The sequence below is a fragment of the Shinella sp. R2-11 genome, assembly GCF_055330205.1.
Map to the genome: position 1 here is coordinate 83159 of NZ_JBVAPC010000010.1, position 12944 is coordinate 96102.

17 protein-coding genes are annotated in these 12944 nt (G+C 67.2%); 5 read left to right on the top strand and 12 right to left on the bottom strand.

Going from position 1 to position 12944, the window contains the following annotated elements:
* Window positions 1–2: 2 nt before the first annotated feature.
* Window positions 3–2567, top strand: coding sequence for a DNA ligase D (gene ligD, locus ACZ1A1_RS22015; protein WP_463621575.1), 2565 nt, complete (start codon window positions 3–5; stop codon window positions 2565–2567).
* A gap of 1 nt (window position 2568) precedes the next feature.
* Here ligD and ku read toward each other — a convergent pair whose 3' ends face one another.
* Window positions 2569–3366, bottom strand: coding sequence for a non-homologous end joining protein Ku (ku, locus tag ACZ1A1_RS22020; protein WP_463621576.1), 798 nt, complete (start codon window positions 3364–3366; stop codon window positions 2569–2571).
* Complete coding sequence (locus ACZ1A1_RS22025; protein WP_119256487.1) at window positions 3366–3587, bottom strand: hypothetical protein; 222 nt, start codon at window positions 3585–3587, stop codon at window positions 3366–3368. Before ACZ1A1_RS22025 ends, ku begins: the two co-directional genes overlap by 1 nt.
* A 115-nt stretch (window positions 3588–3702) precedes the next feature.
* On the opposite strand from ACZ1A1_RS22025, the gene ACZ1A1_RS22030 reads away from it, so the two are divergent.
* Entirely contained in the window at window positions 3703–4002 is a 300-nt protein-coding gene (locus ACZ1A1_RS22030; protein ID WP_463621577.1) for a DUF3175 domain-containing protein, read from the top strand.
* Window positions 4003–4008: 6 nt separating this feature from the next.
* On the top strand, window positions 4009–4524 hold the full coding sequence (locus ACZ1A1_RS22035) for a cupin (RefSeq protein WP_463621578.1): 516 nt from the start codon (window positions 4009–4011) through the stop codon (window positions 4522–4524).
* Here ACZ1A1_RS22035 and ACZ1A1_RS22040 read toward each other — a convergent pair.
* A complete protein-coding gene (locus tag ACZ1A1_RS22040) occupies window positions 4521–4961 on the bottom strand; it encodes a PPC domain-containing DNA-binding protein (protein ID WP_463621580.1) in 441 nt (146 codons plus the stop codon). The genes ACZ1A1_RS22035 and ACZ1A1_RS22040 overlap by 4 nt on opposite strands.
* Window positions 4962–5016: 55 nt before the next feature.
* Window positions 5017–5829 (bottom strand): trehalose-phosphatase, encoded by an 813-nt coding sequence (gene otsB, locus ACZ1A1_RS22045; RefSeq protein WP_463621581.1) that lies wholly within the window; start codon window positions 5827–5829, stop codon window positions 5017–5019.
* 107 nt (window positions 5830–5936) lie between these two features.
* Here otsB and ACZ1A1_RS22050 point away from each other — a divergent pair, with 107 nt between their 5' ends.
* Window positions 5937–7007, top strand: coding sequence for an ROK family protein (locus ACZ1A1_RS22050; protein WP_463621583.1), 1071 nt, complete (start codon window positions 5937–5939; stop codon window positions 7005–7007).
* 3 nt (window positions 7008–7010) lie between these two features.
* Here the strand turns inward: ACZ1A1_RS22050 and ACZ1A1_RS22055 are convergent, their stop codons facing one another.
* Together ACZ1A1_RS22055 and ACZ1A1_RS22060 are read right to left on the bottom strand one after the other, a co-directional pair.
* Complete coding sequence (locus ACZ1A1_RS22055; RefSeq protein WP_463621585.1) at window positions 7011–7157, bottom strand: hypothetical protein; 147 nt, start codon at window positions 7155–7157, stop codon at window positions 7011–7013.
* 11 nt (window positions 7158–7168) lie between these two features.
* Window positions 7169–7663, bottom strand: coding sequence for a BON domain-containing protein (locus tag ACZ1A1_RS22060; protein ID WP_463621586.1), 495 nt, complete (start codon window positions 7661–7663; stop codon window positions 7169–7171).
* A gap of 124 nt (window positions 7664–7787) precedes the next feature.
* On the opposite strand from ACZ1A1_RS22060, the gene ACZ1A1_RS22065 reads away from it, so the two are divergent.
* Entirely contained in the window at window positions 7788–8060 is a 273-nt protein-coding gene (locus ACZ1A1_RS22065) for a DUF2188 domain-containing protein (RefSeq protein WP_463621648.1), read from the top strand.
* Window positions 8061–8063: 3 nt separating this feature from the next.
* On the opposite strand, the gene ACZ1A1_RS22070 is transcribed toward ACZ1A1_RS22065, so the two are convergent.
* The 6 genes from ACZ1A1_RS22070 to ACZ1A1_RS22095 all read right to left on the bottom strand — a co-directional run bounded on the left by ACZ1A1_RS22070 (window position 8064) and on the right by ACZ1A1_RS22095 (window position 12661).
* Window positions 8064–8702: a UdgX family uracil-DNA binding protein gene (locus tag ACZ1A1_RS22070; RefSeq protein WP_463621588.1), complete on the bottom strand. Its 639-nt coding sequence runs from the start codon at window positions 8700–8702 to the stop codon at window positions 8064–8066.
* Window positions 8703–8778: 76 nt separating this feature from the next.
* Window positions 8779–9471, bottom strand: coding sequence for a Crp/Fnr family transcriptional regulator (locus ACZ1A1_RS22075; protein WP_463621589.1), 693 nt, complete (start codon window positions 9469–9471; stop codon window positions 8779–8781).
* Window positions 9468–10991 carry a glycogen synthase GlgA gene (glgA, locus tag ACZ1A1_RS22080; protein ID WP_463621590.1) on the bottom strand — a complete coding sequence of 508 codons (1524 nt, stop codon included), beginning with the start codon at window positions 10989–10991 and terminating at the stop codon, window positions 9468–9470. The genes ACZ1A1_RS22075 and glgA overlap by 4 nt, the downstream gene beginning before the upstream one ends.
* An 84-nt stretch (window positions 10992–11075) precedes the next feature.
* Window positions 11076–11315 (bottom strand): DUF2934 domain-containing protein, encoded by a 240-nt coding sequence (locus ACZ1A1_RS22085; protein ID WP_463621591.1) that lies wholly within the window; start codon window positions 11313–11315, stop codon window positions 11076–11078.
* Window positions 11316–11532: 217 nt separating this feature from the next.
* Window positions 11533–12033 (bottom strand): YciE/YciF ferroxidase family protein, encoded by a 501-nt coding sequence (locus tag ACZ1A1_RS22090; RefSeq protein ID WP_463621592.1) that lies wholly within the window; start codon window positions 12031–12033, stop codon window positions 11533–11535.
* A 79-nt stretch (window positions 12034–12112) separates the two neighbouring features.
* On the bottom strand, window positions 12113–12661 hold the full coding sequence (locus ACZ1A1_RS22095) for a DNA-3-methyladenine glycosylase (RefSeq protein WP_463621593.1): 549 nt from the start codon (window positions 12659–12661) through the stop codon (window positions 12113–12115).
* Window positions 12662–12944: the final 283 nt, after the last annotated feature.

Sequence of the window (12944 nt, forward strand, 5' to 3'; positions counted from 1 at the left end):
CCATGGCGACGCTGGACGTCTACCGGCAGAAACGCGACTTCACGTCCACCGCCGAGCCGAAGGGCAGGAAGGGCCGCAGAAGCGGCCACAGCTTCGTCATCCAGAAGCACGACGCCACGCGGCTGCATTACGACTTCCGCCTCGAAATGGACGGGGTGCTGAAAAGCTGGGCGGTGACGCGCGGGCCGAGCCTCGTGCCGAGCGAGAAGCGCCTCGCCGTGCATGTGGAGGACCACCCGCTGGACTATGGCGATTTCGAGGGCACGATCCCCAAGGGCGAATATGGCGGCGGCACGGTGATCGTCTGGGATCACGGCACCTGGACGCCACTCGGCGACGCCCGCAAGGCCTATGCCAAGGGCCATATGGAATTCGAGCTCGACGGAGAGAAGCTGCACGGCCGGTGGCATCTCGTGCGCATGCACGGCAGGCCGGGCGAAAAGCGCGAGAACTGGTTGCTGATCAAGGGCGACGACGAATTCGCGGTGCCCGAAGGCGAGGACGACCTCCTCGAGGAGCGGCCGGAATCGGTGAAGACCGGGAGAGACATCGCCGATGTCGCCGGCGAGGCGCCCGGCTGGTCCTCAAAGACCGGACGCATCCGCAAATCGGCAGCCAGAAAGACGGCGAAGGCAAAGAAGACGGAACCGGCGGCCGAGGAGGCCACGGCCCCCGATCCCGCCGGCCTCAAGGGCGCGCGCAAGGCGAAACTGCCCGACTTCTTGCCCCCGACGCTAGCGACGCTCGCCGCTTCCCCGCCGGTCGGCGAGCGCTGGCTGCACGAGATCAAGTTCGACGGCTACCGGCTTCAGGCCCGCATCGAGGCCGGCCGCGTCAAGCTCCTCACCCGCAGCGGGCTCGACTGGACGAAGAAATTCGGCAAGCCCGTCGTCGCGGCGCTTAAAGACCTGCCCGTCGGCACGGCGCTGATCGACGGCGAGCTCGTCGTGGAGAACGGCGCCGGAGCATCGGACTTCTCCGCGCTTCAGGCCGATCTCAGCGAGGGGCGCGACAACCGGTTCGTCTTCTACCTCTTCGACCTTCTCCATCTCGACGGCTACGACCTGACGTGCATGCCGCTGGAGGAGCGGAAATCCCTCCTCGAAAAGCTCATGCCGGGAACCGGAGGCCTCCTGCACTACAGCCAGCACTTCGACGAGAGCGGCGCGCTGGTGCTGAACCATGCCTGCCGCCTCAGCCTCGAAGGCGTCGTCTCGAAACTGCGCGACGCGCCGTACCGGGAGGGCCGCAGCAAGAGCTGGATCAAGTCGAAATGCTCGGCGCGGCAGGAATTCGTCATCGGCGGCTATGTCCCTTCCACCGTCTCGCGCCAGGCGATCGGCTCGCTGGTGCTCGGCGTCTACCGCAACGGCAAGCTGGACCCCGTCGGCCGCGTCGGCACCGGCTTCAGCGCGAGCGTCGCGGCCGATCTCTTCCGGCGGCTGAACCGCATGCGGACGGACGAGAGCCCCTTTTCCCGCAAGCTGACGGCGGAGGAAGCACGGCAGGCGCGCTATGTGCGGCCGGAACTGGTGGCGGAAGTGGAATTCCGGGCCTGGACGGCTGACGGGCATCTGCGCCATGCTGCCTTCCGCGGTCTGAGGGAAGACAAGCCAGCCACGGAGGTCGTTGCCGAAGTGCCGAAGTCGAAAGCCACCGAAAAAGCCGCGGCCGCCCCCCGGGCCGAAAAGCCGCCACGTCGCACCGTGCGCCTCACCCATCCCGACCGGGTCTACTGGCCCGCAGAGGGTGTCACCAAGGAAGGGCTTGCGGACTATTACACAGACGTCTGGCGCTATATCGCGCCGCATATCGTCGGCCGGCCGCTCGCCCTCTTGCGCGCGCCGGGCGGCATCGACGGCCAGACCTTCTTCCAGAAGCACGCCTGGAAGGGCATCAACGCCCATGTCGTCGAGGTGCAGGACCCGGCGGAGAAGGACGACGAGCCCTATGTCGCCATCGAGGATCTCGACGGCCTGATCGGGCTGGTGCAGGCGGGTACGCTGGAAATCCACCCCTGGGGCTCGACGCTGGCCGACTGGGAACGGCCGGACCGCATCATCATGGACCTCGACCCCGGCGAGGGCGTGGCGTGGCAGGCCGTCATCGACGCGGCGGAGGAGACCCGCAAGCGTCTCGAAGCGGCGGGCCTTGCAGCCTTCGTGAAGACCTCCGGCGGCAAGGGCCTGCATGTTTGCGCCCCGCTCAAGCCCTCCGCGCGCTGGCCCGCGGTCAAGGCCTTCTGCAAGGGCATCGCCGACGCCATGGCGAAGGACAGCCCCGACAAATACGTCTCCACCATCACCAAGTCGAAGCGGCGCGGCAAGATCCTCATCGACTACCTGCGCAACCAGCGCGGCATGACCGCCGTGGCGCCCTATTCCACGCGCGCCCGCCCCGGCGCGGCGGTCTCCATGCCGCTGGCATGGAGCGAGCTCAGCCCCGATATCGGCCCGGCCTATTTCACGGTCGACAACACGCCGACGCGCCTTGCGGCGCTTCGCTCCGACCCGTGGGGGGATTTCACGAAGGCGGCCAAGCCGCTGAAGGCGAAGGCGGGGGGCTGAGCTACTTGCCCTTGCCTTCCGCCTTGATGCTCTTGCGCAGCGCATCCATGATGTTGACGACATTGCCCGAGGTCGGCGGCGGCGCCTTGGCCTTCGCGGGACGCTTGCGGCCCTTCTTCTTGGCCGCGATGATGTCGAGCAACCGGTCCTGCACCGGATCGTCCGCCATCTTCGGGTCCCAGTCCTTCGTCCGCTCCTTGATGAGCGTCTTCACCAGCGAAAGGGCCTTGGATTCGGGCCTGGCGTCCTTCAGCCCCGCGAAATAATCCTTCTCGTCGCGCACCTCGTCGCCATAGCGCAGCGTCCAGAGCACGATGCCCTTGCCGCGCGGCTCCAGCATCACCGCCCGTTCGCGACGATAGAGCACGAGCCGCGATATGCCGACCGTACCGGTCGCGGCCATGGCCTCGCGGATGACGGAGAACGCCTCCTCGCCCACCGTGTCGTTCGGCACGAGATAATGCGGGGAGTCGTACCAGATCCATTCGATGCTCTCGCGCGGCACGAAGCTCTCGATATCGATAGTGCGCGTGCTTTCCAGCGCCACCGCCTCGATCTCCTCGTCCTCCAGCATCACATAGTCGTCCTCCCCGCGGGGATAGCCCTTCACCTCGTCGTCCTCGTTCACCGCCTTGCCGGTGACGGCATCGACATAGCGGCTGACGACGGGATTGCCCGTCTTCACGTTCAGCGTGCGGAAGCGGACCTTGTCCTCCGCCGAAATCGCCGGCGACATCGCCACCGGGCAGGTGACGAGCGAAAGCTTGAGATAGCCCTTCCAGAACGAGCGCGGCGCCATCAGCCCTTCCCCCCGATCGGCAGGTGGCGGGACATGGCGAAGCGCTCGGCGAATTCGATGTCCTCCTGCGTGACGATGGGAATGGGATCGGACAGGATGGCGAGAAGCGCCTCGCGGGAGATGGAATCCTCCTCCAGCGCCTCCATCAGGGCGCCGCGGGTCTCCCTCTCGGCGCGCAGCAGCGCCGCCAGCGCCAGGATCAGCCGGTCCTTGTTGTCCATGGGTTCGAACCTCCGCAAACGCGCATCGTCTCCCCTAATGCGCCATATCGCCCTGGGTTCCCGGAACATTCGGCCGGCGGCGCGGTTCGACTCGCACGGTGAAAGGAGAAGGAAGATGACGAAGAGCAGGAAGAAGAAATGGTCGCAGGACGTGACCGAAAACAGCGACGCGCTCGACCTGAAAGACGGCGTCTTCAAGCAGCGCAGCGCCAGCAGGATCGCCGATTCCCTGAAGCGCTCCGCCGAACAGAGCGACCGGCGCAAATCGAGCCCTTTCCGCTCGGCCATGTCCATGCTGACATTCTATATCAACCGAGCCGGCGACCAGCTTTCGGCGCAGCGGCGCCAAACGCTGGAAAAGGCCAAGGACGAATTGCGCAAGGATTTCGGCAAGGCGCCGAAAGGCGGCAAGTGAGGCGACATGAAGCAACCGGAAACGCTGTTCTTCCCCCCGAGCGAATGGGTGCCCAATCATCCCTTCCTGCCGGTGCTGGTCTACCGCGACCTCTTCGGCGGCAAGGAGGAGGATCCGGCCCGCGCCTTCGAAGGGATGTTCCACGACGCGGGCTGGCAGGGGCTCTGGCGCAACGGCGTCTTCTCCTACCAGCACTACCATGTCGGCGCGCATGAAGTTCTCGGCATCGCAGGCGGCAAGGCGGAGCTTCTGATCGGCGGACCGGAGGGCGCCGCCCTCGATGTCCGTTCCGGCGATTGCCTTGTGCTGCCCGCCGGCACCGGGCACAAGCGGATGTCCGCGAGCGACGATTTCCTGGTGGTCGGCGGCTATCCGCCGGGCCAGCACGCGGATATCGAAACGCAAGCCGCGACGCCCGGCGAACTGAAGATCATCGCCACCTTGCCGATCCCGGCAAGCGACCCGGTCTACGGCATCGCCGGCCCGCTTCTCTCGCTCTGGCGAGAGGGTGCCACGCGCTAGCCGAGGTCGATCAGGGCGATGCCGAGATCGCTGCGGTGCCGGCGGCGCAGCCTGGCCGGCGTTTCGCGCAGCACCACCTCCAGCGTCGGCCGCACATGGCCTTCGAGGAAATGCCCGCCCCTCGTGCTGCCGTCGGAAAAGCCGAGCACGACATGCAGGTGAAGGCTCGCCTTGCCGTCGTCGTCGAGGGCGACGTCGCCGATCAGGCTCAGCACCTCCGACTGCACCTCCACGGGTATCTTCTTGTAATTCTTCGTCTCGTATTCGAAGAAGGCGATGGTCGCGGCCCGGAAGGCGCCGATGGCGGTGATCGAGGCCGCCGTTACGCCTTCCCGCTTCGCGAACCCGGTCAGGCAGGAAAAGGCCTCGTCCCCTTCCTCGAGAACGAGGATGAAGGTGCGCTCCCCCGCATCGCTTGCCAGAAGTTTGTGCTGCATCGTTCGTCTCCCTTCGTGGAAGGGAAAGGCGCGAGAGCCGATCCGGTTCCCGGGCTCAGGACGCCGCGGCCTCCTTCCGCGCGCCCGCCGCCCCGATGGTCGCGAGCGCCGAGCGGATGGCCGAAGGCGACGAGGATTTGGCAAGGGCGCAGGTCGCCGTCGAGAGCGAGCCCACCCGGATCGACTGGCCGCCCCGCGCATTGGCAAGCGCGAACATCGATTCGTCCGTCAGGTCGTCGCCGACGGCAACCGGCAGCCGGCCGAGAAAGGGCGGCTGCTCCAGATAGGAGGCGACCGCCTCGCCCTTGTCGGCCCGCGAGGGGCGGATTTCGAAGACCATCTTGCCGGGTTGCAGCACCCAGGCCGGCCCCGCCGCCTCCGCGAAATCGCGCATGATCTTTTCGAGCGCGGTATCGTAGGCCGGCGCCATCCGGTAATGCGCCGCGACCGCCGCGCCCTTGTCCTCGATCAGCACGCCCTCCATCCAGGCGGTTTCCTCGACCAGCCGGCGCTTGAGCGCATCGAAGCCGGGCGTCTGCGCGACCACCGAGATCGCCCCGTCGGCCGCCCGGAACTCCGCGCCGTGCAAGCCGGCGATCGGAAAGCGATGCGGTGCGAAGAGCCCGTCGGCATAGGAGAGGCTGCGGCCCGTCACCAGCGCCAGCGCGCCGCCGAGGCGGCCCGAGACCGCGGCAAGGTCGGCCGGCAGCGACAGCGGAACCTGAATGGCGTCCGGCGTCGTCGCAAGGTCCAGCAACGTTCCGTCGATGTCGAGGAAGAGCGCCCAACGGTCCGGCTCGTCGATCAGGCGGCGGACGAGGTGGCGGGTCGCCGCATCGGTCGGCTGCAATTTTTCCTGTTCGCTCATGGGTCCTGCAAGTAGATCGCATTTGCCGGGCGGCAAGGGGGTGGCCGGGAACAAGTTTTACCCCGCCGCATTCTCACTTCGCAGTTTGGAACCGAGTGGGAGGCGATATGGGAAAGCAGAGCGCGAAAGCCGAGGAGTACCATCCCGCCATCGCCCACGGGGCGACCGACCTGCCCGCGGCACGGGTCAGGAGCTACAATCTGGAGCTGCGCGACCGCAACGGCTTCATCGGCGACCAGGCCAACAAATCCGCCTTCCGCGACGCCATCGACGGCTGGCGCCGGCGCGTGCGCGAAGGCGGCCAAGACCCCCTCGGCGACGTTGCCACGGAGGATCTGTCGAAGAAGGACATCGACGCCTTCCTCAAGGACGAGGCCTCGGATGCCGCCGCGCTGGTGCTCGCCGCGATAGACGATTTCGCCAAGGACCTTGCCGCCATCCTCGCCCGCTACATGAAGGAGAAGGACTGGCAGGGGACGACGAAGATCGCCGTCGGCGGCGGTTTCAGCGACAGCAGGTCCGGTCTGATGGCGATCGCCCGCACGCAGCTTCTCCTCAATGCCGAGGGCCTGAAGCTGGAACTGGTGCCGATCTCCCATCACCCGGACGAAGCCGGCCTCATCGGCGCGGTGCATCTCATTCCCTCCTGGATGCTGAAGGGTCATGACGCGATCCTCGCCGTCGATATCGGCGGCACGAACATCCGCGCCGGCGTGGTCAAGCTCAACCTCGACGACAAGCCGGATTTCTCCAAGGCGAAGGTCTGGAAATCGGAGCTGTGGCGCCATGCCGACGACGAACCCCGCCGCACCGCCACCATCGAATATCTCGTCGACATGATCGGGGCGCTGATCGGCAAGGCCGAGAAGGCCAAGCTCGCGCTCGCCCCGGTGATCGGCATCGGCTGCCCCGGCATCATCGCGCCGGACGGCGCCATCGCCCGCGGCGGGCAGAACCTTCCGGGCGGCAACTGGGAAAGCACGCATTTCAACCTGCCCGACGCGTTGCGCAAGGCAATCCCGGAGATCGCCGGCGAGCCCACCTTCATCATCATGCACAACGATGCGGTCGTGCAGGGGCTTTCGGAACTGCCGCGCATGGCGGATGTCGATAACTGGGCCGCGGTGACGATCGGCACGGGCCTCGGCAATGCGAGCTTTTCCCGCACCGACGTCTGAAACCTACATGTGCCTTGGAGGATCGTCGTTCTCGTCCGGATTGGGATTGGGCTCCTCGTCCGGCAGGCGGTCGGGCGTCGGCTTGTCGATGGGCGGAAGATCCGGCACGGGCGTCGGACCGGGATCGGGCTCGTTGGGAATGATGGCCATGGCGGTCTCCTCTATTCGTCGGCGTCGCGCGGGATATGGCTGTCGACGCCGCGCGCCAGCAGGCCCTCTGCCCGCACGTCCCGCAGCCCCTTCACCCGCCGCAGAAGCCCGATGAGATGGCGCCGGTCGTCCTCGCTGTCGACCGCCCCGTCCAGCTCGGCGACACCGTCCCGGATGGTGATCTCCAGCATGTCGAGATCGACCCGCTCGTCGTCCTCGAGCGCCTGCATGATGCGCGCCTCGAGGTCGTCATCGACGATCGCCTCCTCTCTGTCATCGGAAAACGGCATGGGCGCGCCGTCGACGTCCCGCAGGTCGGGGTCGGCCTCGACCTCCACGCCCTTGTTGTCGCGCGCGTCGAAATTGGCGCCCGGCGCGCCGTAGGGCGCGTTCTTCCCGTCGTTCAGGTCGCCGTCATTGTCCGGATAGGGCCAGCCGTCGCGGATGTCGCGCTGTTCGTAATCACGGAAGTCGTCCTCGCGGGGGGCTTGCTTGCGGCCGTTCATCGTCGTCTCCATCGCTTGTATGCCTGAAGAGGTTCGAACCGATCCGCCCGCCCATTGTTCCGCCCGTGCCGGAACCATTTGCCGCACGGCCGGTTTCTTCCGCATCGAGACAACCAGGGAGCGCATCATGCCGATCACCTATCATGTCGTGCCGCACGAGGACGGCTGGGCCTACCGGCTGGACGATGTCTTTTCCGAGACATTCCCCAACCATGCCGCCGCGCTCACGGCCGCCCGCATGGCGGCCGAGCGGCACGAAAGAAGCGACGAGGACCGCTTCATCTCCTATGAGGACGAGGACGGCCGATGGCACAACGAGGTGGCGGCGGGGCGGGACCGGCCGGAGACCGAGGTGGAGGATTCCGCCGAAACGGCGACGGACGATCCGCCGGCCTGACGCTCAGCTTTCGAGAAACGGCCTGATCTTGCGCAGCTCCGCCACGAAGCGGCCGCGCTCCTGCTCGGCATGGGGCCGGCCGCGGCTGCGCAGCAGCGCGGAAGGGTGGACGGTGATCAGCGTCGGCACGCCGCTTTCCGTCTCGACGATGCGGCCGCGATCAGCGGTGACGGCGTGGCGCTTGCCGAGAAGAGCGAAGGTCGCGGTCGCGCCCAGCGCGACGAGGAGCGCCGGCTTCACCTGCTCGATCTCGCCGCCCAGCCACCAGGCGCATTGCCGGACCTCGCCGGTATTCGGCCTTTCATGGATGCGCCTCTTGCCGAAGCGCTTGAACTTGAAATGCTTGACCGCATTGGTGAGGTAGCAGGCGGAGCGGTCGATGCCGGCCTCCTCGAGACAGCCGTCGAGGAAGCGCCCGGCCGGACCGACGAAGGGATGGCCGAGCTGGTCCTCCCGGTCGCCCGGCTGCTCGCCGACGAGAAGCACCCGCGCCCGCTTCGCGCCCTCGCCGAAAACGACCTGCGTGGCCTCGCGGTAGAGATCGCAGCGCCGGCATTCCGCCGCCGCGGCGTGCATCGCCTCGATATCGCCTTGCGCGTGTTCCTGAAAAGCCGGCGCCGGCGTGCTCGCCTTCTTCAGCATGACCGTATTCCCAGCGGATGACTGCCTCCCTTCAATCCGCAAGCCTGCCGGTTGTTCCCCTGAGGTTACGTGGGACTCAAGAGGGAAAGAGGCGGGCATATTCATGCTCGCTTTCGCCGTAGGAATTCGCCGCGAAGGCCTGCAGGGCCGCGCGGTTGCGGATGACGATGATGCCGCGCTGGGAATAGATGAAGCCGTTGCCTTCCAGCACATGCAGGGCATTCGTGACGCTCGCCCGCCGGACGGCGAGCATCACCGCCAGGAATTCGTGCGTCAGGACCAGCCGGTCGCCGTCCACCCGGTCGTGGCACATCAGGATCCAGCGGGCGAGGCGCTCGTCGACATGGTCGACGGCCTGCGAAAGCGCCGTGAAGGCGACCTGGCAGGAAAAGGCCTGCGCCCAGCACAGCATGACGGCCCGGAAGGCAGGCCGCTCCTCGACCTGCCTTTGAAAATCCTCCCGCCGGATGCGCCAACCGCGCCCGTTTACCTGCATGACCGTGCGGAACGGATTGCGGTCCGTCCCGAGGATGGCGGAGGACGGCGACATGCCTTCCCGCCCGATGAGGCCGATTTCGGCCTGCTTGCCGGTCGGCGACACCACCACCGTCGAGATGATCCCCGCGCCCGGGAAGTAGCAATGGTCGATCGGCGACTGGGGACGGGAGAGTTCCAGCCCCTGCGGCAAGGCCACGTCGGTCATCAGGGGCAGGAGGGAATCGTGCTCCTCCGGGCCGAGCGCCGCCAGAAGCCTGTTCTGCCGCGTCATCGTCCTGCCCCTTTCCGCAGCACCCTTCCGGAATGGACCCGCTCCGGCCCGGCCGGCAGCGCGCCGGCCTCCGCCGTCGCCTGCCATGCCGCCTGCAGCGCCTCGAAAAGCTGGGCATACTGGAAGGCGCTGCGGTCCCAGGAGAAGTCCGCCTTCATCGCCTGCCGCTGCAGGCTGGCCCAGGCCTCCCGGTCTTCGAACGCCTCGCAGGCGCGGCGCACCGCCTCGCGGAAACTGTGCGGCTCGATCGGGTGGAACTGGAACCCCGTGGCGACGGCCCGCGCCATCGCCGCCTCGTTGGCGTCGATGATCGTCTCGGAGAGCCCGCCCGTCCGCCCGACCAGCGGAATGGCGCCGTAGCGCATGGCGTAGAGCTGGGTGAGGCCGCAGGGCTCGAAGCGGGACGGCTGCACCAGCACGTCGCAGCCCGAGACGATGAGATGGGCGAGCTCCTCGCTGTAGCCGATATGAACGGCAACGCGTTCCGGGTGGCGCCGGGCGCAATCCCTGAGCGCGTCCTCTATCGCCGCATCGCCCTGGCCGCAGACGACGAACTGGCCGCCATGCTGCACGACCTCCTCAGCCGCGTCCGGGATCATGTCCGCGCCCTTCTGCCAGGCAAGGCGCGTCAAGGCGGCAAAGAGCGGCCCGCCGGCATCCCCGAGACCGAAATGCGACAGCATCGCCGCGCGGTTTGCCTGCCGGCGCGGCAGCGAGCGCGCATCGTAGCGGCGGGGAACGAGCGGATCGGAGGCCGGATTCCAGATATCGGAATCGATGCCGTTGACGATGCCGTAAAGCGCCGAGCGCCGCGTCTGCAGCACGCCGTCGAGCCCCATGCCGAGCTCTGGCGACAGGATTTCCCGCGCATAGGTGGGGCTGACGGTGGTCACCACGTCGGACGAGAGCAGCCCACCCTTCAGGAAGCCGACGCCGCCGTAATATTCGAGGCATTCGATGCCGAAGGCTGCGTCGGGAAGGCCGAGCCGGCCGGCGATGTCGAAGGAGAACTGCCCCTGGAAGGCGAGGTTGTGAACGGTGCAGACCACCGGAAGCGAGCTGCGGAACGCATAGCGCAGATAGACCGGCACGAGCGCCGTCTGCCAGTCGTGGACATGCACGATATCCGCCCGCACCGCCGGCACCTCCCCGAGCGCGAGCCTTGCCTCGGCGAGCGAAAAGGCCGCAAAGCGCAGCCAGTTGTCCGGGTGGTCCCGCCCTTCGCCGTCAAGATAGGGGCCGCCCGGCCTGTCGTAGAGCTCGGGGATTTCGAGCACGAGCAGGTCGAGCCCGTCGGCCTCGGCCCGCGACAGGACGGCATCATGGCCGAGCAGGCCGTCGAGCCGGGCCACCGGCGTCCGCCGGGGCAGGTGTTCCAGCACCGCGCGATAGCCCGGCACGAGCGTCGAGACCAGGATGCCATGGGACCGCAGCGCCTTGGGGAGAGCCCCCGCGACATCCGCCAATCCCCCGGTCTTGATAAGAGGAAAAACCTCGGAAACAGTCGACAGAACGTTCATGGCCCGTCAGGTGACACTCCGCGCGAAGGACGAGAAACGCATCAGCGCCCGGCATCGCTGCCGGGCGCGGGACCACAGGAGGGATCAGGCGGAAGCGCGAAGCCCGATCGCCACCGACGGCTGCGGCTTGCCACGACGCGTCGACAGCGCCACGCGCTTCAGCGGAAGGGGAACGACGGGGGCCTCGGCCCGGACCGGCGATCGTGCCTCCCTCACCCGCTCGGCCGCCATTTGCCAATGGCGGTCGTGCTGGCCATCGGGGCAACCTTCCGTTTCCCAGATGCGATAGGCTTCGCTGCGAACGAGATCTTCAAAATCGACCATGAGAGCGTCCCTTTTCTGAGCTGATGGCGTCAACGCCCGCCGACCTTCTTCTTCTGGACGGCTTGGGGCCGTCATCGTGTGGGGCGGACGTTTCCTGCAACCAATCAACCGGCAGTGCCGGCCAATTGTTCCCGGAAAAAATCGGGGCAGACGAAAATCCCGCCGCCCCGCCCGCGCGACCGGAGGCGGCCAAGCCGGGGCCGCCTCCGGGCCAAGGTCAGGCCGCCTTTTTAGCCTTTGCATTGGCCGACGTTTCGGCAAGCTTCGTCAGCTTCTTGTCGGTCGCGGCCTCTTCCTCCAGATTGGCCTGCAGGAGCGGAACCGCCTTGTCGAGGCCGATCTGCTTTGCCCAGGCGATCAGCGTGCCGTAGCGCGCAATCTCGTAATGCTCCACCGCCTGCGCGGAGGAGATGAGGCCCGCATCGAGCGCCGGGGTGGCCTTGAAGCTCTCCATGATCTCCTCGGCCTCGGCGATGATGCCCTGGATCGCCTCACAGGTCTTGCCGCGGGGCGCCTTGCCGAGGAGTTCGAAGACCTCCTCCAGCCGCTCGATCTGCCCCTGCGTCTCGTCGCGATGATGCAGGAAGCTCTGCTTGCCCTCCTCCGACTGCGCGGCCCGCGCCATCTTGGGCAGCGCCTTCAGGATCTGCTTTTCCGCATAATAGATGTCCTTGAGAGTATCGAGGAACAGGTCGTCCAGTGTCTTCTCGGTAGCCATTGATGTCTCCATGGGTATGAGGGAACGGATGCTCGAACTCAGGGGCATGCCCGAATGTTCCACGCGGGATCGGAGACGTTCAGATCGGCTTGCTGAGATAGGGAGAACCCCGCACCGCAAAGCGCCACGGCCGGTCCGCCGCCTTGCTGATGCCGATCCGCACGCCGGAGGTCGAGACGGGCGGCTCGGCCGGCAGGTCGAGGAGGAAGGGCGGTTCGAAGAGGGAAAGGCCGTTCATCCCGCCGCCGACGGCAAGCGCCTTGCAGAGATTGCCCGGCCCGGCGCAAAGCCGCCGCGTCACGGCGAGCGAGCGCCGCGCCATCATGGTCTCGACGCCCTCCGTCGGCTCCAGGGCGCGCAGCAGCACCGCGCTGCCCGGCTCGCAGACGAAATTCAGGCACCAGTGCAGCCCATAGGAGCGGTAGACATAGGCCCGCCCGGCATCGCCGAACATCGCGGCATTGGAGGGCGTCGGCCCGCGATGGCTGTGCGAGGCCTCGTCGTCGCGGCGATAGGCCTCGGTTTCCACGACGATGCCGCCGACGCCGTCGACGAGCAGCAGCACGCCGAGAAGATCGGCCGCGACATCGACGGCATCGCGCGCGAAGAAGGATCGGTTCAGGGTCATGCCATGATCCTAGAACGGCGCCGGCGCAGCGGGCAACGCCTGCGGGCGGGCGGTCCGTGGAGAAAAAAGGGCGGCCGGGACTCGGGGGAGCCCCGGCGACGGACACGCTTGAGAATCCGCCCGGCCGCAGGGCGGCCGCACCCTCCCGTTTCGGGAAGCCGGAACCTGCCACCGGAGGCGCGGTAAGGAAAGCCGCGCGCGAACCTTTCCCCGCTGCGTACGGGATCGTACAAAGCTACCATGGTTAGAGCATTTCCGCTTTTCTCCGAATCGCGAGAACGCT